Origin of the sequence: Methylorubrum sp. POS3, assembly GCF_043352485.1 — a bacterium.
GTDB lineage: Bacteria > Pseudomonadota > Alphaproteobacteria > Rhizobiales > Beijerinckiaceae > Methylobacterium > Methylobacterium suomiense.
The window spans coordinates 3,624,204-3,648,137 of the sequence record NZ_JAPRBT010000001.1 but is presented as its reverse complement, the minus strand read 5'-3'; the positions used below and the strand labels follow the sequence as shown (position 1 = coordinate 3,648,137).

16 protein-coding genes and 1 tRNA gene are annotated in these 23,934 nt (G+C 67.0%); 1 reads left to right on the top strand and 16 read right to left on the bottom strand.

The features are described from left to right. Positions 1–167: 167 nt before the first annotated feature. From rpoC to rplJ, 4 genes are all read right to left on the bottom strand, one after another. Positions 168–4,385 (bottom strand): DNA-directed RNA polymerase subunit beta', encoded by a 4,218-nt coding sequence (gene rpoC / locus OWC43_RS16850; RefSeq protein WP_137830007.1) that lies wholly within the window; start codon positions 4,383–4,385, stop codon positions 168–170. Between the two features lie 178 nt (positions 4,386–4,563). After that, positions 4,564–8,691: a DNA-directed RNA polymerase subunit beta gene (gene rpoB, locus OWC43_RS16845; RefSeq protein WP_137830006.1), complete on the bottom strand. Its 4,128-nt coding sequence runs from the start codon at positions 8,689–8,691 to the stop codon at positions 4,564–4,566. 259 nt (positions 8,692–8,950) lie between these two features. After that, positions 8,951–9,328 (bottom strand): 50S ribosomal protein L7/L12, encoded by a 378-nt coding sequence (rplL, locus tag OWC43_RS16840; protein WP_137830005.1) that lies wholly within the window; start codon positions 9,326–9,328, stop codon positions 8,951–8,953. 60 nt (positions 9,329–9,388) lie between these two features. Next, the gene (gene rplJ, locus OWC43_RS16835) at positions 9,389–9,907 is read right to left on the bottom strand and encodes a 50S ribosomal protein L10 (RefSeq protein WP_238308797.1); all 519 of its coding nucleotides are present in this window, start codon (positions 9,905–9,907) and stop codon (positions 9,389–9,391) included. A gap of 555 nt (positions 9,908–10,462) precedes the next feature. Between rplJ and OWC43_RS16830 the strand changes: the two genes are divergently transcribed. Then, positions 10,463–10,696 (top strand): hypothetical protein, encoded by a 234-nt coding sequence (locus OWC43_RS16830; protein WP_137830003.1) that lies wholly within the window; start codon positions 10,463–10,465, stop codon positions 10,694–10,696. A gap of 56 nt (positions 10,697–10,752) precedes the next feature. Here OWC43_RS16830 and OWC43_RS16825 read toward each other — a convergent pair whose 3' ends face one another. The 12 genes from OWC43_RS16825 to OWC43_RS16770 all read right to left on the bottom strand — a co-directional run bounded on the left by OWC43_RS16825 (position 10,753) and on the right by OWC43_RS16770 (position 23,933). Then, positions 10,753–12,396, bottom strand: coding sequence for a B12-binding domain-containing radical SAM protein (locus OWC43_RS16825; protein WP_393957501.1), 1,644 nt, complete (start codon positions 12,394–12,396; stop codon positions 10,753–10,755). Positions 12,397–12,442: 46 nt separating this feature from the next. Further along, complete coding sequence (locus OWC43_RS16820; protein ID WP_393957500.1) at positions 12,443–14,173, bottom strand: sensor histidine kinase; 1,731 nt, start codon at positions 14,171–14,173, stop codon at positions 12,443–12,445. Positions 14,174–14,410: 237 nt separating this feature from the next. Next, complete coding sequence (gene rplA / locus OWC43_RS16815; RefSeq protein ID WP_137830000.1) at positions 14,411–15,109, bottom strand: 50S ribosomal protein L1; 699 nt, start codon at positions 15,107–15,109, stop codon at positions 14,411–14,413. A gap of 11 nt (positions 15,110–15,120) precedes the next feature. After that, the gene (rplK, locus tag OWC43_RS16810) at positions 15,121–15,570 is read right to left on the bottom strand and encodes a 50S ribosomal protein L11 (RefSeq protein WP_137829999.1); all 450 of its coding nucleotides are present in this window, start codon (positions 15,568–15,570) and stop codon (positions 15,121–15,123) included. Between the two features lie 218 nt (positions 15,571–15,788). Beyond that, positions 15,789–16,322, bottom strand: coding sequence for a transcription termination/antitermination protein NusG (nusG, locus tag OWC43_RS16805; protein WP_137829998.1), 534 nt, complete (start codon positions 16,320–16,322; stop codon positions 15,789–15,791). A 43-nt stretch (positions 16,323–16,365) separates the two neighbouring features. Further along, positions 16,366–16,668, bottom strand: a complete 303-nt coding sequence (gene secE / locus OWC43_RS16800; RefSeq protein ID WP_137829997.1) for a preprotein translocase subunit SecE — start codon at positions 16,666–16,668, stop codon at positions 16,366–16,368. Between the two features lie 167 nt (positions 16,669–16,835). Further along, positions 16,836–16,912, bottom strand: a tRNA-Trp gene (locus OWC43_RS16795). Positions 16,913–17,062: 150 nt separating this feature from the next. Further along, entirely contained in the window at positions 17,063–17,353 is a 291-nt protein-coding gene (locus OWC43_RS16790) for a formate dehydrogenase subunit delta (protein WP_393957499.1), read from the bottom strand. Positions 17,354–17,555: 202 nt separating this feature from the next. Further along, positions 17,556–20,408, bottom strand: coding sequence for a formate dehydrogenase subunit alpha (fdhF, locus tag OWC43_RS16785; RefSeq protein WP_393957498.1), 2,853 nt, complete (start codon positions 20,406–20,408; stop codon positions 17,556–17,558). A gap of 13 nt (positions 20,409–20,421) precedes the next feature. After that, positions 20,422–21,981 carry a formate dehydrogenase beta subunit gene (locus OWC43_RS16780; RefSeq protein ID WP_393957497.1) on the bottom strand — a complete coding sequence of 520 codons (1,560 nt, stop codon included), beginning with the start codon at positions 21,979–21,981 and terminating at the stop codon, positions 20,422–20,424. Continuing rightward, positions 21,978–22,451 carry a formate dehydrogenase subunit gamma gene (locus OWC43_RS16775; protein WP_393957496.1) on the bottom strand — a complete coding sequence of 158 codons (474 nt, stop codon included), beginning with the start codon at positions 22,449–22,451 and terminating at the stop codon, positions 21,978–21,980. Before OWC43_RS16775 ends, OWC43_RS16780 begins: the two co-directional genes overlap by 4 nt. 264 nt (positions 22,452–22,715) lie before the next feature. Next, positions 22,716–23,933 carry a serine hydrolase domain-containing protein gene (locus OWC43_RS16770; protein WP_393957495.1) on the bottom strand — a complete coding sequence of 406 codons (1,218 nt, stop codon included), beginning with the start codon at positions 23,931–23,933 and terminating at the stop codon, positions 22,716–22,718. Position 23,934 lies beyond the last annotated feature (1 nt).

Here is a 23,934-nt window from a genome sequence, read left to right as displayed (position 1 = left end):
AGGCTCGGATGTCCCACCCCTCCCCCTCATCCTGACGTGTCGTCGCTCCGCATCCCAGGATGAGGGCGATGTTAGGGTCGGGGCGGCTTCCCCAAATGAAAAGGCCCCCGGCTCTCGCGAGCCGGGGGCCTTTTGTTTCGTGTGATGCTCCCGAAGGGGCGGGCCGATTACTCGGCCGCCGCCGGGGGCAGTTCGCTGAGTTCGGCGGCGTTGGCCGCGTTCTCGGACGAGCGCTGCTGCAGGATCAGGCTGTCGCGGCGGCGCGCGATGGAACGGATGTCCGCCGCGAGCGAGCCGGTGCCAGCCGGGATGAGCGAGCCGACGATGACGTTCTCCTTGAGGCCTTCCAGGGTGTCGACCTTGCCGTTGACCGCCGCCTCGGTGAGGACGCGGGTGGTCTCCTGGAACGAGGCCGCCGAGATGAACGACTTCGTCTGCAAGCTGGCCTTGGTGATACCGAGCAGGACCGGAACGCCCTGGATCGGCTTCTTGCCCTCGGCGAGCAGCTTCTCGTTGAAGTCGGCCAGCTCCGTACGGTCGATCTGGTCGCCTGTCAGGATGTCCGAATCGCCGCCATCGGTGATCTCGACCTTCTGCAGCATCTGGCGAACGATCACCTCGATGTGCTTGTCGTTGATCGACACGCCCTGGAGCCGGTAGACCTCCTGGATCTCGTTGACGAGGTAGGCCGCGAGTTCCTCCACGCCCTTGATCGCCAGGATGTCGTGCGGTGCCGGGTTGCCGTCGACGATGTAGTCGCCGAGCTCGACCACGTCCCCGTCCTGAAGGTGGATGTGCTTGCCCTTCGGGATCAGGTACTCGACCGCGTCCGAACCGTCATGCGGCGTCAGCGTGAGACGACGCTTGTTCTTGTAGTCGCGCCCGAAGGCGATGGTGCCGGACTTCTCGGCGATGATCGCCGCGTCCTTCGGACGACGCGCCTCGAACAGCTCCGCCACCCGCGGCAGACCGCCGGTGATGTCGCGGGTCTTGGCCGAGTCGGTCGAGACACGGGCGAGCACGTCGCCGGCCTTCACCTTCGCACCCGGATCGAGGCCGATGATGGCATCGACGGGCAGGAAGTAGCGGGCATCCGAGCCGCGGGGCAGCTTGATCGGCTTCCCGTCGCGGTCGAGCACGAGCATCGCCGGCTTGAGGTCGGACGTGCGCGAGGAGCCGCGCCAGTCGATGACCACGCGCTTGGCGATGCCGGTCGACTCGTCGGTCGTCTCGGTGATCGACTGGCCGTCGTTCAGGTCCTCGTAGCCGACGATGCCGTCGACCTCGGCGACGATCGGACGGGTGTAGGGATCCCACTCGGCGATCCGCTGCCCGCGCTTGATCGTGTCGCCCTCGTCGACCCGCACCTTGGCGCCGTATTGCAGGCGGTGAACCGCCCGCTCGGCCCCGTCCGGACCGACGATCACTACGGCGACCGAGCGCCCGGTGGCGATGAGATCGCCGTCCGAGTTCTTGGCCAGCGACCGGTTGCGGATCTTGATCGTGCCCTCGAAGCTCGACTCGACGAAGGACGAATCCGCGATCTGCGCCGCACCACCGATGTGGAAGGTGCGCATGGTGAGCTGGGTGCCCGGCTCGCCAATCGACTGCGCCGCGATGACGCCGACGGCCTCGCCCATGTTGACGGGCGTGCCGCGGGCGAGATCGCGCCCGTAGCAGGTGGCGCAGACGCCGCTCTTGGTCTGGCACACCAGCACCGAGCGGATCTTCACCTCCTGGATGCCCGCCGCCGCGATGGCCGGCAGGTGCTTCTCCTCGATCGTCTCGTTCGTCTTGACGATGATCGTGCCGTCCTGCGCGACCAGATCCTCGGCCGTGGCGCGGCCCAGGATGCGGATGGCGAGCGGGGCGACGACCTGGCCGGCATCGATGATGGCGCGCATCTTGATGCCGTTGGTGGTGCCGCAATCCGTCTCGCGGATGACGGCATCCTGCGCCACGTCGACGAGGCGGCGGGTGAGGTAACCCGAGTTCGCGGTCTTCAACGCCGTGTCCGCGAGGCCCTTACGGGCACCGTGGGTGGAGTTGAAGTACTCGAGAACGTCGAGACCTTCCTTGAAGTTCGAGATGATCGGGGTCTCGATGATCTCGCCCGACGGCTTGGCCATGAGGCCGCGCATCGCCGCGAGCTGCTTCATCTGCGCGGGCGAACCACGGGCGCCCGAGTGGCTCATCATGTAGATCGAGTTGACCTGCTTGTCCGCGCCCTTCTCGTCCTTACGGACGGCAGAGATGCGGCCCATCATCTCGGCGGCGAGCTTGTCCGAGCACTTGGCCCAGGCATCGACCACCTTGTTGTACTTCTCGCCCTGCGTGATCAGGCCGTCGTTGTACTGCTGCTCGTAGTCCTTCACCAGCGTGCGGGTGTCGTCCACGATCTGCCACTTGTTCTCCGGCACGACCATGTCGTCCTTGCCGAACGAGATGCCGGCGCGGAAGGCGTGGCTGAAGCCGAGCGCCATGATGCGGTCGCAGAAGATCACCGACTCCTTCTGACCGCAATGGCGGTAGACGGTGTCGATCATCGCCGAGATTTCCTTCTTGGTCATCAGCTTGTTGACGACGTCGAAGGGCACCTTCGGGTGCATCGGCAGCACGCCGGACAGGATCACGCGGCCCGGCGTGGTGTCGTAGATCCGCGAGACGGGCTCGCCGTCCGGCCCGAGGCCCCGCCAGCGCCACTTGATCTTCGAGTGCAGCGACACGGACTTGGCCGCGAGCGCGTGCTCGAGCTGACCGATATCGCCGAACACACCCTGCATCGGGTTGGTCTTGTCGTCGGGGATATGCGCGCCGACCGCGCCGTCGGCGACGATCGACAGGTAGTACAGGCCGAGCACGATGTCCTGCGACGGCACGATGATCGGCTGACCATTGGCCGGGTGCAGGATGTTGTTGGTCGACATCATGAGGACGCGCGCTTCCAGCTGCGCCTCGAGGCTCAGCGGGACGTGCACGGCCATCTGGTCGCCGTCGAAGTCGGCGTTGAACGCGGCGCAGACCAGCGGGTGGAGCTGGATGGCCTTGCCCTCGATCAGCTTCGGCTCGAAAGCCTGAATGCCGAGGCGGTGGAGCGTCGGCGCGCGGTTCAGCATCACCGGGTGCTCGCGGATCACCTCATCGAGGATGTCCCAAACCTCCGGCTTCTCCTTCTCGACGAGCTTCTTCGCCTGCTTGACGGTGGCGGAGAATCCCTTGGCGTCGAGACGCGCGTAGATGAACGGCTTGAACAGCTCCAGCGCCATCTTCTTCGGCAGGCCGCACTGGTGCAGCTTCAGCTCCGGACCGACCACGATGACCGAGCGGCCCGAATAGTCGACGCGCTTGCCGAGCAGGTTCTGGCGGAACCGGCCCTGCTTGCCCTTCAGCATGTCGGCGAGCGACTTCAGCGGGCGCTTGTTGGCGCCCGTGATGACGCGGCCGCGGCGGCCGTTATCGAACAGCGCATCGACCGCTTCCTGAAGCATGCGCTTCTCGTTGCGGATGATGATGTCCGGCGCGCGCAGTTCGATCAGCCGCTTGAGGCGGTTGTTGCGGTTGATGACGCGGCGGTACAGGTCGTTCAGGTCGGAGGTCGCGAAGCGGCCGCCGTCGAGGGGGACCAGCGGGCGCAGGTCCGGCGGGATCACCGGCACGACCGTCAGGATCATCCACTCGGGACGGTTGCCCGATTGCTGGAACGCCTCGATGATCTTGAGGCGCTTCATCAGCTTCTTCGGCTTCAGCTCGGAGGTCGTCGTGGCGATCTCCTCCTTGAGCGAGGTCGCGATGCCTTCGAGATCGAGCTCCTGCAGGATGCGCCGGATCGCCTCGGCGCCGATCATCGCCGTGAAGCTGTCCTCGCCATACTCTTCCTGCGCGCGCAGATACTCTTCCTCCGACAGGAGCTGACGCTCCTTCAGGGGGGTGAGACCCGGCTCAATGACGACGTAGGACTCGAAATACAGGATCCGCTCGAGGTCCTTGAGGGCCATGTCGAGCAGGAGGCCGATGCGCGAGGGCAGCGACTTCAGGAACCAGATATGGGCGACGGGGGCGGCCAGCTCGATATGGCCCATGCGATCGCGGCGCACGCGCGCGAGGGTCACCTCGACGCCGCACTTCTCGCAGATGACGCCCTTGTACTTCATGCGCTTGTACTTGCCGCACAAGCACTCGTAATCCTTGATCGGCCCGAAGATCCGCGCGCAGAACAGGCCGTCACGCTCCGGCTTGAAGGTCCGGTAGTTGATCGTCTCGGGCTTCTTGATCTCGCCGTAGGACCAGGACAGGATCTTCTCCGGAGAGGAGATCGAGATCTTGATCTGGTCGAAACTCTGCGGCTGAGCCTGCTGATTGAAAAGGTTCATGACCTCTTGGTTCATGATCCGCTCCTTGCTGACGTGATGCCCCGCGCCTGGGCTCTCACGTGCTGAACCTCAAATCCGGCGTCGCGCCTCTCGGGAAGCGCCGCTCGCCGTCGTTCCGTCCCGGGAAGCCCTGCCCCTCCCCGCTCGACCGCGGCGGCATCGCAGGATGCCGCCGCGGGAGGTCGTCTTCGCGTTACTCGGCCGCCTCGGCCGGCGGCTCGATCTGGTCGTTGCTGGCGTCCTTCTTCGAGGAGGTGAGCTCGACGTTGAGGCCGAGCGACCGCATCTCCTTGACGAGCACGTTGAACGACTCCGGGATACCGGCCTCGAAGGTGTCGTCGCCGCGCACGATCGCCTCGTAGACCTTGGTGCGGCCGGCCACGTCGTCCGACTTCACCGTCAGCATCTCCTGCAGCGTGTAGGCCGCGCCGTAGGCCTCCAGCGCCCAGACCTCCATCTCGCCGAAGCGCTGGCCGCCGAACTGCGCCTTTCCGCCCAGCGGCTGCTGGGTGACGAGCGAGTAGGGGCCGATCGAGCGGGCGTGGATCTTGTCGTCCACGAGGTGGTGGAGCTTCAGCATGTAGATGTAGCCCATGGTGACTTTGCGGTCGAAGGGCTCGCCGGTTCGCCCGTCGTAGAGCGTCGACTGCGCCGAGCGGTCGAGCCCGGCCATCTCCAGCATCGTCTCGATGTCGGCTTCCTTGGCACCGTTGAACACCGGGGTGGCCATCGGGACGCCACGGCGCACGTTGTTGCCGGCCTCCGCCAGATCCTCGTCGGAGAGACCCTCCAACTCGGCCGGGGAGTAGATCGCCTCCATCTCCGTCCGCAGCGGCGCGATGTCCTGATTTCTCAGGTAAGCATCCACCGCCTTCGACACCTTGCGACCCAGGCCCGCAGCCGCCCAGCCCAGATGGGTTTCCAGGATCTGGCCGACATTCATGCGCGAGGGCACGCCGAGCGGGTTGAGCACGATGTCGGCATGCGTCCCGTCCTCGAGGAACGGCATGTCCTCGATCGGCACGATGCGCGACACGACACCCTTGTTGCCGTGGCGGCCGGCCATCTTGTCGCCCGGCTGGATCTTGCGCTTCACCGCCACGAAGACCTTGACCATCTTCATGACGCCGGGCGGAAGCTCGTCGCCGCGCTGCAGCTTCTCGACCTTGTCGAGGAAGCGCTGCTCGAGGCGCTTCTTCGACTCGTCGTATTGCTTCTGCATCGCCTCGATTTCCGTCATCAGACGGTCCTCGACGACGGCGAACTGCCACCATTGCGAGCGGGGATAATCGTTGATGATCTCCCGCGTCAGGGTGGTGTCCTTGCGGAAGCCCTTCGGGCCGGCGACCGGGGTCTGACCGATCAGCACGTCGGCGAGGCGCGCGTAGGTGTTGCGGTCGAGGATGGTCTGCTCGTCGTCGCGGTCCTTGGCGAGACGCTCGATCTCCTCGCGCTCGATGGCCTGCGCGCGCTCGTCCTTGTCGACGCCGTGGCGGTTGAACACCCGGACCTCGACGATCGTGCCGGTGACGCCCGGCGGCACCCGCAAGCTGGTGTCGCGGACATCCGAGGCCTTCTCGCCGAAGATGGCGCGGAGGAGCTTCTCCTCCGGCGTCATCGGGCTCTCGCCCTTCGGCGTGATCTTGCCGACGAGGATGTCGCCCGCGTGGACCTCGGCGCCGATATAGACGATGCCCGCTTCGTCGAGGTTCTTGAGCGCCTCTTCCGAGACGTTCGGGATGTCGCGGGTGATCTCCTCCGGACCCAGCTTGGTGTCGCGGGCCATCACCTCGAATTCCTCGATGTGGATCGAGGTGAACACGTCATCCTTCACGATCCGCTCGGAGAGCAGGATCGAGTCCTCGAAGTTGTAGCCGTTCCACGGCATGAACGCGACGAGCACGTTGCGGCCGAGAGCCAGTTCGCCGAACTCGGTCGAGGGACCGTCGGCGATGATCTCGCCCTTCTTCACCTGCTCGCCGACGCGCACCAGCGGCTTCTGCGTGATGCAGGTCGACTGGTTGGAGCGCTGGAACTTCTGCAGGCGATAGATGTCGACGCCGGGCTTGGTCGGGTCGGTCTCCTCGTTGGCGCGGATGACGATACGGGTGGCATCGACCTGATCGATGATGCCCGAGCGCCGCGCCGCGATGGCCGCGCCGGAGTCGCGGGCGACCACGGCCTCCATGCCGGTGCCGACGAAGGGCGCGTCGGCGCGAACCAGCGGCACCGCCTGGCGCTGCATGTTCGAGCCCATCAGCGCGCGGTTGGCGTCGTCGTTCTCGAGGAACGGGATCAGCGCCGCGGCGACCGAGACCAGCTGCTTCGGCGACACGTCCATGAGATCGACCCGCTCGGGGCCGACGACGATGACTTCACCCGCGCGGCGGCAGACGACGAGCTCCTCGGTGAGGCGCTTGTCGGCATCCATCTGCGCGTTGGCCTGGGCGACGTAGTACTTCGCCTCCTCCATCGCGGAGAGATACGACACGTCGTTGGTCACGACGCCGTCCTTCACCTTGCGGAACGGCGTCTCGATGAAGCCGTACTTGTTCACGCGGGCGAAGGTCGCCAGCGAGTTGATCAGGCCGATATTCGGGCCTTCCGGCGTCTCGATCGGGCAGATGCGGCCGTAATGGGTCGGGTGCACGTCGCGCACCTCGAAGCCGGCGCGCTCGCGGGTCAGACCGCCCGGGCCAAGCGCCGAGAGGCGGCGCTTGTGCGTCACCTCGGAGAGCGGGTTGGTCTGGTCCATGAACTGCGACAGCTGCGACGAGCCGAAGAACTCGCGCACGGCGGCGGCCGCCGGCTTCGCGTTGATCAGGTCCTGCGGCATCACCGTGTCGATATCGACCGACGACATGCGCTCCTTGATGGCGCGCTCCATGCGCAGGAGGCCCAGGCGATACTGGTTCTCCATCAGCTCACCGACCGAGCGGACGCGGCGGTTGCCCAGGTGATCGATGTCGTCGATCTCGCCCTTGCCGTCGCGGAGGTCCACCAGCGCCTTGACGACCGCCAGCATGTCCTCTTTGCGAAGCGTGCGCACGGTGTCGGCGGCGTCGAGGTCGAGGCGCATGTTCATCTTCACGCGACCGACCGCCGAGAGGTCGTAGCGCTCGGCATCGAAGAACAGCGAGTGGAACATCGCCTCGGCGGTGTCGAGCGTCGGCGGCTCGCCGGGACGCATCACCCGGTAGATGTCGAACAGCGCGCCTTCGCGGCCGGAATTCTTGTCCACAGCCAGCGTGTTGCGGATGTAGGGGCCGACATTGACGTGATCGATGTCGAGCACCGGCAGCTCGCTGATGCCGACCTCGTCGAGGCTCTTGAGGAGCTTCTCGGAGATCTCGTCGCCGGCCTCGGCCCAGATCTCACCCGTCTGCATGTTGACGAGGTCCTCGGCGATGTACTGGCCGACGAGATCCTCGTCGGTCGCCTTGAGGAACTTGGTGCCCTTCTCGCCGATGAGACGGGCGTTGCGGGCGTTGAGCTTCTTGCCGGCTTCCAGCACCACCTCGCCGGAATCGGCGTCGATGAGGTCGACCGAGGCCTTGAAGCCCTTCAGGCGCTCGGCATCGAACGGCACGCGCCAATCGGCACCGTCGCGGACATATTCCACGCGGTTGTAGAAGGTCGACAGGATCTCCTCGCCGTCCAGCCCGAGGGCGAACAGCAGCGAGGTCACCGGCAGCTTGCGCTTCCGGTCGATGCGCACGTGCACGATGTCCTTGGCGTCGAACTCGACGTCGAGCCAGGAGCCCCGATAGGGGATGATGCGGGCCGCGAACAGCAGCTTGCCCGAGGAGTGCGTCTTGCCCTTATCGTGGTCGAAGAACACGCCCGGCGAGCGGTGCATCTGCGAGACGATGACGCGCTCGGTGCCGTTGACGATGAAGGTGCCGTTGTCCGTCATGAGCGGCATGTCGCCCATGTAGACGTCCTGCTCCTTGATGTCCTTGACGGACTTGGCGCCGGTATCCGGGTCCACATCGAACACGATGAGCCGCAGCGTCACCTTGAGCGGGGCCGCGAAGGTGATGCCGCGCTGGCGGCACTCGTCGACGTCGTATTTCGGCTGCTCGAAGGTGTAGCGCACGAACTCGAGCAGAGCGGTCGAGGCGAAGTCGGAGATCGGGAAGACCGACTTGAAGACGCTCTGCAGGCCCTCGTCGCCGCGACCGCCTTCCGGCTCGTCCACCATCAGGAACTGGTCGTACGACGCCTTCTGAACCTCGATGAGGTTCGGCATCTCGGCGACTTCCCGGATCTTACCGAAGAACTTGCGAATGCGCTTGCGACCGACCAGCGTATTGGCCATGAGACCTCGCTCCACCATTCCCGCGTCCTGGTTGCCCGGGGAAAGCTTCCGCTTCCCGCGCCGGGCTGGCAGACGCGTCCCGCCGGACCGCCTACCCCGTATTGGAATTCCCACCCTCGCACGGACCTGATCCGGGGTCCGCCGGTCGCTGCCATAGAAGCGACCTTAGCCCGCGGGCGAGGCACCCGCGGGCTCCGGTCACGGAAGGCTCCAGCGAGCCTCCCGTGCGGTGATGGGCCGGAAGCGGCCCATCGTGGACTTACTTGAGCTCGACCTTGGCGCCGGCCTTCTCGAGCTGGGCCTTGAGCTTCTCGGCCTCGTCCTTGGCAACGCCTTCCTTGACCGGCTTGGGCGCGCCCTCGACGAGGTCCTTGGCTTCCTTGAGGCCGAGGCCGGTGATCGCGCGGACCTCCTTGATGACCTCGATCTTCTTGTCGCCGGCCGAGGCCAGGACGACGGTGAACTCGGTCTGCTCTTCGGCGGCCGGGGCAGCGGCGCCACCAGCGGCCGGGCCGGCAACGGCGACGGCGGCAGCGGCGGAGACGCCCCACTTCTCCTCGAGGAGCTTGGCGAGCTCGGCGGCCTCGAGAACGGTCAGCGAGGAGAGGTCCTCGACGATCTTGGCGAGATCAGCCATGTGCGTATTCCTTCAGGTATATCGGTTCGAACGGATGATTTTGCGAGGGGATGAAACGGCTCAGGCCGCCTCGTCCTTCTTGGCATAGGCCCCGAACACGCGGGCGAGCTTGGCCGCCGGCGCGTTGACGACCTGGGCGATCTTGGTCGCGGGAGCCTGGATGAGGCCCACGAGCTTGCCGCGCAGTTCGTCGAGGGACGGCAGGGTGGCCAGAGCCTTCACGCCGTCGGGGTTCAGGGCAGTCGTTCCCATGGCGCCGCCGAGAATCACGAGCTTGTCGTTCGTCTTGGCGAAGTCCACCGCAACCTTGGCGGCCGCGACCGGATCGCTCGAATAGGCGAGCAGGGTCGGGCCCTTCAGGAGGGGCTTGATGGAGGCGACGTCCGTGCCATCGAGAGCGATGCTGGCGAGCCGGTTCTTGGCGACCTTCACGGTGGCGCCGGCCTGCTTCATCTGCGAGCGCAGCTTCTGCATGTCGGCGACCGTGAGGCCCTTGTAGTGGGCCACGACGACGACGGCGTTCGTGGTGAACACGCCGTTGAGCGTCGAGACGAGATCAGCTTTAGCTGTCCTGTCCACTGGTGCTCTCTCCGGTTGGCGGAACCTGGAGCGGGTCCGCCGGTTGCACATGCCGCCCGGGACGGATCTGGCGCGAAGCCGGATCCGTCGGGCGACGTCTCACGGCCCTGTCCCCTTGAAGCGCCGAAAGCCCTTCGCAGGTGAGATTGGTTCAAACCGATCCCTCCCCGTGCCGCCTTCCGGCGACCCGACGAGGTCTTAAAAGAGTTCGGTCTTCCCCGTCTGTGCAGGCTGTCGCCGATTAAGCCGGTCGCCCGGCGCCTGCAGTCTCGGACAGGACATGGCCGGACGAAGGCTCCGAAGCATGCTTGCCCCGAAACCCTGCCGGCCATCGCCGCCCGGTTGCCCGGACGGCATCTCGAATGGAAACCGACCGATTGGCCGATCCCTTATCCATGGGTGAATTCTAGGAGCGCGGTCTATAGCGGCGTGCAAGCCCCCTGCCAAGTCCCGGTCCGCGACTTTTCCGTCGCAGGCAAGCCGGATCGGCTCGACCGAGGCGCTGCGGCATCGCCGCGCTTTTCCTCCGGGCATGCCGCAGACTACGCTCGTCGGATGACGCCCGCCACCGTCGCCATCGTCATCGCCACGCCCGCCGGCCTGCGCCACCTCGCCAGCCCGAGCGAGCGCGCCGCGGCGGGACCGGCGGAAGAGGTTCTGCGCGGGCTTGGGTCGGCCGTGCGCGGCGCGAGCTTCTGGGTGCAATGCGCCGATCCGGCCGCACGGGCACGGCTGACGAGTTATCTATGGGGCGTGAAGGCTGAGATCCTGGCTGAGAAAGCCGAGTAGGGAACGTCTCCCCGTTCAGGGGAGAGTTCCTATCGAATCCGTGGCCTTCCGCTCCCTTACGCCGCCTCCCGCTCCGGGGTGAACCGACGCCTCGTGTTCTCCCACCAGCTGCGGTCGCGGGCGGCTTCCTGCTCGGCGGCCTTGGCGGCGTAGAACGAGGCGTTGTGCTCGCCGCGAAGTGCCTCGCGGGTGAAGCGGATCAGGTGATGGGCGACGAAGCCCATGTTGAACACCGCCTCGATCTGGCCCTTGCGCAGGGCATGGCCCGCCGCCCGCCAGAACGGCCGACGGTAATCCGAGAACAATCCGACGCGGGTGATGATGTTGAAGCCGAGGATCAGGCCGCGGCGGAGATTGGTGAAGGTCAGCTTGCCCGCGGTGGGGGTGACGATACGGTTGCCGTAGGTCACGTCGCACTGGTGCTTGAAGCGCTCGAACAGGTTCTCAGGGCTGTAGGCATGGGCGATGGCCCGACGCCAGGAACTCACCACGGTGTCGTGGGGCCGCTTGAACAGCACGTTCGATTCGAGGCTCGCATCGTGCAGGAGGCGGCCTTCCCGCTCCAGCCGGTCCCACAGAGGGGTCTTGGGCAGGGCCTGGAGCAGGTTGATCGTGAGCACCGGGATGGCCGACTTGTCGATGAAGTCGATCAGGTTCTGCTCCGACTTGTCGGTGTCGGAATCGAGCCCGAGGATGATGCCCGAGGTCACCTCGAGCCCGTAGGAATTCAGCGTCGCGATCGCCTCGTACATCGGCACGGCGGCGTTGTGGGTCTTGTCGATGCCCTTGAGCGCGTCCGCCTCCGGCGTCTCGATGCCGACGAACACGGTCATGAAATTGGCCTGCCGCATCAGCTCGAGGATCTCGGGCTGCTTGGCCATGTTCAGCGTCGCCTCGCAGGCGAACTGGAGCGGGTAGTTGTTCTTCTTCTGCCATTCCACGAGATGCGGCAGCATCTCGCGGGTCGCCTTGCGGTTGGCGATGAAGTTGTCGTCGACGAAATAGACCACCGCCGGGTGGCCGGGCTGGCTGATGATGGCGTCGAGTTCGGCGCACATCTGCTCCGGCGACTTCAGCCGCGGCTGACGTCCGTAGAGCTGCGGGATGTCGCAGAACTCGCAGCGATAGGGGCAGCCCGACGAGAATTGCAGCGAGCCGATCAGGTAGCGCTTGAGCGGCGCCGACTCGTAGGCCGGTGCCGGGAAGTCGGACAGGGCCAGCCGGTCCTTGGTGTCGAGCACCACCTGGGCGTCGGGCCGCGACAGGTCGCGGTCGAGAATCTCGATCAGGCGGTCGGTGGCGTCGCCGATCTCGCCGACATGGAGATAATCGAAATCCGGATACTTCTCCGGCGCACCGGAGACGGACGGGCCGCCGAGCACCGCGACCTTGCCGGCGGCATGGGCCCGACGACCGATGTCGTGGATCTGGCCTTCCTGGATGTGCATGCCGGAAACGAACACCGCATCCGCCCAGGCGAATTCCTCCGCCGAGGCCGGCTTGATGTTCTCGTCGACGAAGCGACACTCCCAGGACTCGGGCATGTAGGCCGCGATGACGAGGAGGCCTTGCGGCGGCATGAACGCCTTCACGCCGCCCATCAATGGATAGGCGTGTGAGAACGTCCCGAAGGACGGCGTGTAGGCGGGGAAGACGCAGAGAATGCGCCGGCGGGACGAGACGGGGATGGTGCAACGCATGGCGCCTATCTAGCACAGCCGCGGGCGTTGGCCTCCCCCTCTGACATCAGGTTCCCGTGCGACGCGATGCGCCTTCGAAGGCGATCGGCGGCGCGGCCTCGCGCTCCAGGGGAACGTCGATGACGCAGCGCAGGCCGGCGGGCGCGAAATCCAGCTGCACCTCGCCGTCGAGTTCGCGGGCGATGCCGCCGGTGATCAGGCGACTGCCGAAGCCCCGACGCCGGGGCGGCGCGACCGCGGGGCCACCGGTCTCGGACCATTCGATCCGCAGCCGCTCGCGGCCCGACTCGCTCCGTTTGACCCGCCACGCGACGTTGACCCGGCCCTCCTCCGTCGAGAGCGCACCGTACTTGGCCGCATTGGTGGTCAGCTCATGGGCGGTCATGCCCAGAGCCAGCACGTAGCGCGGCGGCAGCTCCACCTCTTCGCCCGAGAGGATCACGTGCCCCTCCCCGGAGCGGTAGGGCGACAGCTCGTTCTCCAGGACCTGATGCAGGGGCGCGCGGGTCCAGTCGCGGCGGGTGAGGAGATCGTGGGTCTTGGAGAGCGCCAGGATGCGGTTCTCGAGCTGCACCACCTGCTCCTCGCTCCCGCGGGACTGGCGCGCGAGGGACTGGACGGTGGCGAGCGTGTTCTTCACCCGGTGGTTCAGCTCGTGCAGCATGGTCACCTGCTGCTCCTGCAGCGCATGGCTGCGGGAGAGTTCGGCCTTCAGACTCTCCTCGTGGCGCTGAAGATCGGCGGCCATCCGGTCGAAGGCGCGGCCGAGCTTGCCGAATTCGGAGGTGCCGCTGAGGCCCGAGCGGATCCCGAGATCGCCCGCGCTCCAGGCGCCCGCCGCGTCGAGAAGCTGGCGCACGGGACGGCGGATGAAGCGGCGTCCGCCCCAGAGCGCCGCCAGCACGGCGAGCAACGTCCCCAGGGCGATCAGGATGGCACCGCGCCGAGTGGCCGCGTCGATATCCGCGAAGGCGACCTCGCGGCTCAGGCCGACCATCACCGTGATGCCGTCGAGAGGTCCGCCCGGACGCACCACCCCGGCGATGCGCATATTCCCGCGCAGGCCCTCCATCTCGGTCACACCGCCCTCCGCGACAGCGCGGCCGAGACCGGTGGTGAAGGTCTCCGGCACCGGGCGTCCGAGCCATTCTTCGGAATCCGGTAGGCGCACCAGCACGATGCCGTTGCGATCGGTGACCGTGATCGTCGCGTCGTGGGGCAGGCCGGCATTGCCGAGGCGGCGGCCGAGCCATTCGGGATCGAAGCCGAGATTGATCAGGCCGTCGATCGCACCCGACGCATCGTGCAGCGGGTGGGCGAACTGGATCGTGGGACGGCCGGTGCCGCGGCCGATCACGTACTCGCCGACGGCCGAATGGCCCGTTGCCATCACGCGCTGGAAATAGCCGCGGTCGCCCAGCGAGTAGGCGCCGGGCGCCGCGCCGCGGCTGTTGCAGACGAGGGTGCCCTCGCGGTCGGTCACGACGATGACCTGCGAACCCGAGATCCGGCCGGCGACCGCGCCGAGGAAGGTGCTGCAGGCAGAAGCCTCGCGATTCCGGATCACGGGCTCCTCGGCCAGGATATCGAGGGTCTGGCGGGCACCGTCGGCGAAGTCGGCGAGGTCGGCGGCCACGGCCTGCGCGCCGCGCAGGGCCGCGGCCCGGACCGCGGCGGAGCGGGAATCCCGCAGGGCGTGCTCGTTATAGACCTGCACGGCGACGGCGGGGGCGAGCGCCAGCAGCACGAGGAGCAGGATGCGTCCCGTCAGGGTCACGGCGTGAGCCCTCCGGCAGGCGGCATCCCGAGCGTTCCTGCCCGTCCCATGATCGGTCGCTCCGCCGGTCGACCGGCGACCGTCCCGCATGCGGGCGGATGCCCGAATGCCCAACTTATCAAATCATGGGTTAGCAAACCACGGGCTCGGGGCAAGCCGGAGACCGTTCAAAAGGAAGAGGGCGCCCGGCCTGCCGGCCGGACGCCCTCTCTCGGACGCATCCGCGGAGCGGATCGATCAGGCGGTCAGGACGGTCGAGGGCTCGACCTTGACACCCGGGCCCATCGTCGAGGTGACGGCGATGCGCTGGATGTAGGTGCCCTTGGCGCCCGTGGGCTTGGCCTTGGCGACCGCGTCGGCGAAGGCCTTGATGTTCTCCACGAGCTTCTGCTCGTCGAAGGACACCTTGCCGACGCCGGCATGGATGATGCCGGCCTTCTCGACGCGGAACTCCACCGCGCCGCCCTTGGCGGCAGCGACGGCGCCCTTCACGTCCATGGTGACGGTGCCGACCTTCGGGTTCGGCATCAGGCCACGCGGGCCCAGCACCTTACCGAGGCGACCGACGAGCGGCATCAGGTCCGGGGTCGCGATGCAGCGGTCGAACTCGATCTTGCCGCTCTGGACGATCTCCAGGAGATCCTCGGCGCCGACGATGTCGGCACCCGCGGCCTTGGCGTCGTCCGCCTTGGCGCCGCGGGCGAAGACCGCCACGCGCACCGTCCGGCCGGAGCCGTTCGGCAGGTTGCAGACGCCGCGGACCATCTGGTCGGCGTGGCGGGGATCGACGCCGAGATTCATCGAGATCTCGACGGTCTCGTCGAACTTGGCGTTGGCCTTGGCCTTCACCAGCTTGATCGCCTCGTCGATGGCGTAGAGCTTGGTCGGCTCCAGACCCTCGCGGGCGGCGCGGATGCGCTTTCCTTCGCGTGCCATGATGCCCTCCCTTACGCGACGACTTCGAGACCCATGGCCCGCGCGGAGCCACGGATCATCGCGACCGCCGAATCGACGCTGTCGCAGTTGAGGTCGGGCATCTTCTTCTCGGCGATCTCGCGGAGCTGCGCTTCCGTGATCTTGCCGACGGTCGGGCCCTTGCCGGGAGTCTTGGAGCCGGAGGCCGGCTTCTTGCCGAGCTTCAGGCCGACCGCCTTCTTGAGGAAGTAGGTGACCGGCGGCTGCTTCATCTCGAAGGTGAAGGAACGGTCCTGATACGCGGTGATGATCACCGGGATCGGGGTGCCCTTCTCCATCTGCGCGGTCTTCGCGTTGAAGGCCTTGCAGAATTCCATGATGTTGAGGCCGCGCTGACCGAGCGCGGGGCCGATCGGCGGCGACGGGTTGGCGGCGCCGGCCGGGACCTGAAGCTTCACGTAGCCCGTGATCTTCTTCGCCATGGGACTGCTCCCAAAGTGTGCGCGTCCCCGCGCTGCCTAGGCACGGTCGGACGGGCGGTTGCAGGTCGCGGTGCGATCCGAACGATCCCGGGGGCGAAGCCGGGCGGATCTCCCGCGGATGACGACGGGCCGAGCGGCGCCGTCGGTTTCCGGTGCGCGAACGCGACCGAAAGGGATGGAGGCCGATCCAACGCGATCGGCCTCGAAACTTGCGGAAATCAGGCCTTCTCGACCTGCCCGTATTCGAGCTCGACCGGGGTGGCGCGGCCGAAGATCGAGACCGCCACCTTGAGGCGGGAGCGGGCCTCGTCGATCTCCTCCACCGTGCCGTTGAAGGAGGCGAAGGGACCGTCGGCGACGCGCACCGTCTCGCCGATCTCGAAGGAGACCGTGTGCTTCGGACGATCCACGCCCTCCTGCACCTGTCCCTTGATCCGCTCGGCCTCGGCGTCGGGGATCGGCACCGGCTTGGCCTTGTCGGCTCCGAGGAAGCCGGTGACCTTCGGGGTGTTCTTGATGAGGTGGTAGACCTCGTCGGTCAGGTCGCACTTCACCAGCACGTAGCCGGGGAAGAACTTGCGCTCCGCATCGACCTTGCGGCCGCGGCGCACCTCGGTGACCTTCTCGGTCGGAACCATGACCTCGTCGAACAGCTCGGTCAGCCCGCGCTGAGCCGCCTGATCCTTGATGGACTGGGCGACCTTGTTCTCGAAGTTCGAGTAGGCGTGGACGATGTACCAGCGCTTCGACACGGGTCTTCTCAACTCCCTGAGGCTTCCGGGAAGCCTCGAAAAATCAGGCGCCGATGCCCAGGATCAGGCCGACGCCGACGCGCAGCACCTGATCGACGGCGACGAAGAACAGGCTCGCGATCACCACCATGATGAACACCATCATCGTCGTGATGGTGGTCTCCTTGCGGGTCGGCCACGTGACCTTGCGGGCCTCGTCGCGCACCTCGCCGAAGAATTCGAGCGGGCCGGTGCGCTTGGGCGCCGGGCGCGCGGGCGGCGTCGGGCGCTGCGGCGACGTCGAGGACGTCCCACGGGCGGGGCCGCGGGCCGCGTCGGCTTTCTTGGTCGCTTCGTTCGATGCCATGGCGCACTTGAGACCGAAAAGGCTCCGGGAACCGCCGATCGCGGTGCGAGGACCTTGGGGGTCCGGCACCGACGGCATCTGACGATCTCGGAATGGGCCCGCTCTAGCGCAAGAGATGCGGCTTGTCGATGGGCCGGGATGTCGGTGGAATGGGTGGAGGGCGCCCGTGGCAGGAGTGGAGGGACTCGAACCCCCAACCCCCGGTTTTGGAGACCGGTGCTCTGACCAGTTGAGCTACACTCCTACGGCGCCGGGGCGCGGCTCGCGTCATGCCGTAACATGCGGCGCGACGCAAGAGTCTCGAGGCAACAGACTTGAGACCGGAGCCAATAGACTTGCCGACGCTTCGCGCGCAGCGGTCTGCCTGGACGGGCCGGACCCATCCCTGACCGAATCAGCCGGCGTCGCTGGCGCCCTCGCCCGCGAGCTGCGGGTTGCGGGTGGCCGGGCGCACGGGGCTGTCGGTGACGGGCTTGCCGTCGAGGGCCTTGTGGACCAGCGGGTCGAGCCGCTCGCCGGCCTCGTCGGCATAGCCCTCGATGTCGCGGCGCATCTTCGGCGTCCAGAAGGCGACGATGTGGTTGTGGATGCCCGCCACCGCCTCGTTCTCCGGATAGGACCGGAAGAACAGGGCGATCTGGTTGGCCATGCGGACCAGCTTGTCGTTGGGATGTGTCGCGCTCATCGCCTGCTCGGGCTCTGGATGGATGGGACCGCAGGCCATCCCTCGCCCTCATCCTGAGGTGCTGAGCGCGAGCTCAGCCTCGAAGGAGGGCTCCAGGGATCGCTCAGCGAACGGGAGCCCTCCTTCGAGGCCTCCGCTTCGCTCCGGCACCTCAGGATGAGGGGGTTGGGTAGGAGAGGCGAAAACCGCCTCTCCCGAGGGCTTACTCCGCCGCCTCGGCGATACGGGTCAGCGAGAAATCCTCTTCGTAGAACTTCGCCTGCCAGTCGGAGGGCCGGTTGGTGCGCCGGACCTGCACCGCCGTCACCTTGTATTCGGGGCAGTTGGTGGCCCAGTCCGAATAGTCGGTGGTGATGACGTTGGCGCCGGTCTTGGCGTGGTGGAAGGTCGTGTAGACGATCCCCGGCTGCATCCGCTCGGTTACCTTGGCCTTCAGGGCGATGTCGCCGGACCGGCTCTCCAACGCCACCAGGTCGCCGTCGACGATGCCGCGCAGCTCGGCGTCGAAGGGGTGAATCTCCAGCACGTCCTCCTCGTGCCAGCGCGAGTTCTCGGTGCGCCGGGTCTGGGCGCCGACATTGTACTGGGACAGGATGCGGCCGGTGGTGAGGATCAGCGGGAACTTGCCCGTGGTGCGCTCGTCGGTGGCCACGTATTCCGTGATCATGAAGCGGCCCTTGCCGCGCACGAACCGGTCCACATGCATCATCGGGGTGCCGAGCGGCGCCTTCTCGTTGCACGGCCACTGGATCGAGCCCAACTCCTCCAGCTTGGCGTAGGACACGCCCGCGAAGCTCGGGGTGAGCGCCGCGATCTCGTCCATGATCTCGCTGGGATGGGTGTAGTCCATCCGGTAGCCCAGCGCGTTGGCGAGCAGTACCGTGCCCTCCCAATCGCCGTAGCCGCCCATCGGAGCCATCACCTTGCGCACGCGGGAGATGCGGCGCTCGGCATTGGTGAAGGTGCCGTCCTTCTCCAGGAACGAGGCGCCCGGCAGGAAGACGTGGGCGTATTTCGCGGTCTCGTTCAGGAACAGATCCTGGACCACGATGCACTCCATGGCCCGGAGACCGGAGGTCACGTGATGGGTGTCGGGGTCGGACTGCGCGATGTCCTCGCCCTGGATGTACATGCCCTTGAAGGTGCCGGAGACGGCCTCGTCCAGCATGTTGGTGATGCGCAGGCCCGGCGCGTTGTCGAGCTTGGCCCCCCAGATCGCCTCGAAGCTCTCGCGGGTGGCGTCGTCCGAGACGTGGCGGTAGCCCGGCAGCTCGTGCGGGAACGAGCCCATGTCGCAGGAGCCCTGCACGTTGTTCTGGCCGCGCAGCGGATTCACGCCCGCGCCCACCATGCCGATATTGCCGGTGGCCATGGCGAGGTTGGCCATGCCCATGACCATGGTCGAGCCCTGGCTGTGCTCGGTGACGCCCAGACCGTAGTAGATCGCAGCCCGGCCGCCGGTGGCGTAGAGGCGGGCGGCCTCGCGGATCGCCTGCGGATCGACGCCCGTGATGGCCTGCGCGGCCTCCGGCGAATTGCGCTCCTCGGCGATGAAGCGGGCCCAGGATTCGAACTCGGCCAGATCGCAGCGCTCGCGGACGTAATCCTCGGCGATCAGCCCCTCGGTCACGATGACGTGGGCGAAGGCGTTGACGAAGGCGACGTTGGAGCCGGGCTTGAGCGGCAAGTGGTAATCGGCCTGGACGTGGGGCGATTTCACCAGATCGATCTTGCGCGGATCGGCGACGATGAGCTTGGCACCCTCGCGGATGCGCTTCTTCATGCGCGAGCCGAAGACCGGGTGGCCGTCGGTCGGGTTGGCGCCGATGACGAGGATCACGTCGGATTCCTCGACCGACTTGAAGTCCTGCGTACCGGCGGAGGTGCCGAGCGTGGACATCAGGCCGTAGCCGGTCGGCGAGTGGCAGACGCGGGCGCAGGTGTCGACGTTGTTGTTGCCGAAGGCGGCGCGCACGAGCTTTTGGACGAGATAGGCTTCCTCGTTGGTGCAGCGCGAGGAGGTGATGCCGCCGACCGAGTCGCGGCCGTATTGGGCTTGGATGCGCTTGAACTCGGAAGCGGCGTGATGGATCGCCTCCTCCCAGGAGACTTCGCGCCACGGATCCGTGATCTTCTCGCGGATCATCGGCTTGGTGATGCGGTCCTTGTGCGTCGCGTAGCCGTAGGCGAAGCGACCCTTGACGCAGCTATGGCCCTCGTTGGCCTTGCCGCCCTTGTAGGGCACCATGCGGATGACCTTGTCGCCCTGCATCTCGGCCTTGAAGGCGCAGCCGACGCCGCAATAGGCGCAGGTCGTCACCGCCGAATGGTCGGGCTGGCCGAATTGGTGGACCGTCTTCTCCTGCAGGGTCGCGGTCGGGCAGGCCTGGACGCAGGCGCCGCAGGACACGCATTCGGACTGCATGAAGTTGGTCGGGCCGGCCGCGACGCGCGAGTCGAAGCCGCGGCCCTCGATGGTGAGCGCGAAGGTGCCCTGCGTCTCCTCGCAGGCGCGGACGCAGCGGTTGCAGACGATGCATTTCGACGGGTCGTAGGTGAAGTAGGGGTTCGACTCGTCCTTCGGCAGGTAGCGCTCGGAGGTCGGCTTGACGTGATTGTCGCCCTCGTAGCCGTAGCGCACGTCGCGCAAGCCCACTTGGCCGGCGGTGTCCTGCAACTCGCAATCGCCGTTGGCCGCGCAGGTCAGGCAGTCGAGGGGGTGGTCGGAGATGTAGAGCTCCATCACGCCCTTGCGCAGGCGATGCAGCTTGTCGTTCTGCGTGTGCACGACCATGCCGTTCTCGGCCGGCGTGGTGCAGGAGGCGGGCGTGCCGCGCCGTCCCTCGATCTCGACGAGGCACATGCGGCAGGAGCCGAACGGCTCCAGCGAATCGGTGGCGCAGAGCTTCGGGATCTTGGTGCCCATCTGCATCGCGGCGGCCATCACGGAGGTGCCCGCCGGCACCGTCACGCTCTCGCCGTCGATGGTCAGCGTCACCGTCTGTTCGGAGAGCCGGATCGGGGTGCCGTAGTCGATTTCCTTGATGAGGGTCATCGTTGGGGCCTCCTCACTCGGCCGCGACGGGCAGATCGCCCATGCGCCGGAAGTCGTCGGGGAAATTCGTGATCGCGCTCATGACGGGCATCGGCGTCAGGCCGCCCATGGCGCAGAGCGAGCCGTCGGTCATGACCTCGCAGAGATCCTCGACGAGCTTGAGGTTGGCCTCCGGGCGGATGCCCGCGATGACCTTGTCCATGGTCTCGACGCCGCGCGTCGCGCCGATGCGGCAGGGGGTGCACTTGCCGCAGGATTCGGTGGCGCAGAACTCGAAGGCGAAGCGGGCCTGGCGCGCCATGTCGACGGTGTCGTCGAACACCACGATGCCGCCATGGCCGACGAGGCCCTTCTTGGCCGCCATCGCCTCGTAATCGAGCGGCGTGTCGAGGAGATCGTCGGGGAAATAGGCGCCGAGCGGACCGCCGACCTGCACCGCCCGCACCGGCCGGCCCGAGGCCGTGCCGCCGCCGAACTCCTCGATCACCTGACGGATGGTGATGCCGAAGGCGTACTCGATCAGGCCGCCATGCTTGATGTTGCCGGCGAGCTGGATCGGCAGGGTGCCCAGCGAGCGGCCCATGCCGTACTCGGCATAGGCCTTGGCGCCGTGCTCCAGGATGTAGGGCACGGCCGTGAAGGTCATGACGTTGTTGACGAGCGTCGGCTTGCCGAGAAACCCCTTCAGCGCCGGGATCGGGGGCTTGGCCCGGACGATGCCGCGCTTGCCCTCCAAGCTCTCCAGGAGCGAGGTCTCCTCGCCGCAGATATAGGCGCCGGCCCCCAAGCGAACTTCGAGGTGGAAGGCCTTGCCGGAGCCCAGGATGTCGTCGCCGAGCATTCCGGCCTTCACGCCGTTGGCGATGGCGGTGCGCAGCGTCTTGAAGGCCTGCGGGTATTCGGAGCGGCAATAGATGTAGCCCCGCGTCGCGCCGGTGGCGACGGCCGCGATGGTCATGCCCTCGATCAGGTTGAAGGGGTCGCCCTCCATCATGATCCGGTCGGCGAAGGTGCCGGAATCGCCCTCGTCGGCGTTGCAGACCACGTATTTCTGGTCCGACTGGGCCAGCATCACCGTGTTCCACTTGATGCCCGCCGGGAAGCCGGCGCCGCCGCGCCCGCGCAGACCCGATTCGCGCACCTGGGCGACGACGCCCTCGGCGTCGAGTTTCAGTGCGGCTTCGAGGCCGCGATAGCCGCCATGGGCCCGGTAATCCTCGACCGAGACCGGATCGACCACGCCGCAGCGGTGGAAGGTCAGCCGATGCTGGCGCGCCAGGAACGGGATTTCTTCCGGATTTCCGAGGCGGAGCGCGTGCTCGCCGCCCTCGAGGAATCCTGCGTCGAGCAGACCCTCGACATCGGCCGGGCTCACCGGACCGTAAGCGATGCGGCCCTCGGGCGTGGCCACTTCGACCATCGGCTCCAGCCATAGCAGGCCGCGGGTGCCGGTGCGGACGATGCGGATATCGAGGCCGCGGGCTTCCGCAACCTTGAAGATCGCGCGGGCGACGCGGTTGGCGCCGAGCCCCAGGGCGACGGCGTCCTGCGGGACGGTGATCGTGATGCTCACGCCCGGGTCTCCTTCAGCGCGGCGTCGAGGGAATCGGCGGTGAGGCGGGCGAGCGGCTCGTCGTCGACGAGGGCCGCCGGGGCGTTGGCGCACAGGCCGAGGCAGTAGACCGGCTCGACGGTGACGCCGTCGGCGCTGGTGCCGTGCCAATCGCAGCCCATGCGGGAGAGGATCTCGCCGTGGAGCCGGTCGGAGCCCATCGCCTGGCAGGCCTCGGCCCGGCACAGCTTGACGTGGCGATGCCCCGCCGGGGGCTCGCGACGGAAGTCGTGGTAGAAGGTCAGGCAGCCGTGGACCTCGGCGCGCGACAGGTTCAGCGCGTCGGCGATCATCGGAACGGCGTCGGCGTCGACGTAGCCGAAGGTTTCCTGGAGCGCGTGCAAGATCGGGAGCGTCGCGCCCTCGAGCGATTTCAGCTCTCCGACGATTCCGGCCGCCCGCGTGGCGTTCCAAGGCTCAAGACTGGCCATCGATCTCCTGCCCAGATTGGTCTTGTTCTAGGAACTGATCCAACCAAGGCAGGCACTAAAGTTCAATCAAGCAGTCTCGTGGTTTGACAAAAATCTTCGATCAAAATCGCGTCGTTGCGCTGCGAAAATCGATCAATTCTGGGTAAATATCTTTCAAATCGTTCTAGAATGCCCCATAGCGGACGGTTTGGAGCCCGTCCTTCCGCTTCCTTCCGCCGAGGCTGCGGTGCTCGCGGCGCCGCAGCCGGAAGGATCTTGCAGGCATCAATCCACCAAGGCGGCGTAGGTCAGCACGCGCAGCTCGCGCCGCAGGGGCAAGGCGGAGGAGGGGACGAGCTGCGCCAGGAGCACGACGGCCATGTCCTCGGCGGGGTCGATCCAGAACGAGGTGCTGGCCACCCCGCCCCAGGCGATTTCGCCGGGCGTGCCGATGATCTGCGCGGCGGCGGGGTCCAGCATCACCGAGAAGCCGAGGCCGAAGCCGATTCCGGCATAGGAGGATTCGGCGAAGCGCGGCTGGCCCATGGCGGCGAGATCGCCGGGGAGGTGATTCATCAGCATGAGGTCGACGGTCTTGCGCCCCAGGAGTCGCACGCCGTCGAGCGCCCCCCGGTTGAGGATCAGGCGGCAGAAGCGAAGGTAGTCGCCCGCCGTCGAGACCAGTCCGCCGCCGCCCGAGGCCAGAGGCGGGGTCCTTAGGAACTTGCTGTCGACGCTGTCGTCGTAGAGCCTGAGCGCCCCCTCGCGGTCGAAGGCGTAATTGGCGGCGAAGCGCGGCTGCTTGTCCTCCGGCACCGAGAAATCGGTGTCGTGCATGGCGAGCGGGCGCAGGATGCGGCGGCGCATGAACTCGGCGAAGTCGAGGCCCGACACCACCGCGACGAGGTGGCCGAGGACGTCGGTGGCCACGGAATAGTTCCACTCCGCGCCGGGCTGCGCCAGCAGCGGCTGCTGCGCCAGCTTGCCGACGAGTTCGCCGAGGCTGAGCTTCGAGGTCTGGAAGTCGATCGCCTCGGCGCGGTAGAGCGCGTCGACCAGCGTCGCCTCCATGAAGCCGTAGGTCAGGCCGCTGGTATGGGTGAGGAGATCGCGGATCGTGATCGGGCGCAACGCCGGCACGGTCTCGAGCTTGGCCCGGTTGCCGCCGACCATCACCCGCATCTCGGCGAATTCCGGCAGGAAGCGCGCGACCGGATCGTCGAGCTGGAACCGGCCCTCCTCGTAGAGCATCAGCACCGCCAGCGAGGTCAGCGGCTTCGTCATCGAGTAGATGCGGGTGATGGTGTCGGCCGCGAACGGTTTCTGCCGCGCGAGGTCGGCATGGCCGTGGGCGCGGAAGAAGGCGGTCTTGCCGCCGCGCATCACGGCGACCGACAATCCGGCGAGCCGTCCACTCTCGACATAGCCGCGCATCCAGGAATCGACGCGCTCCAGCCGGTCCGGGCAGAGGCCGACGGCGCGGGGTTGGGTCTCGACCTGCATG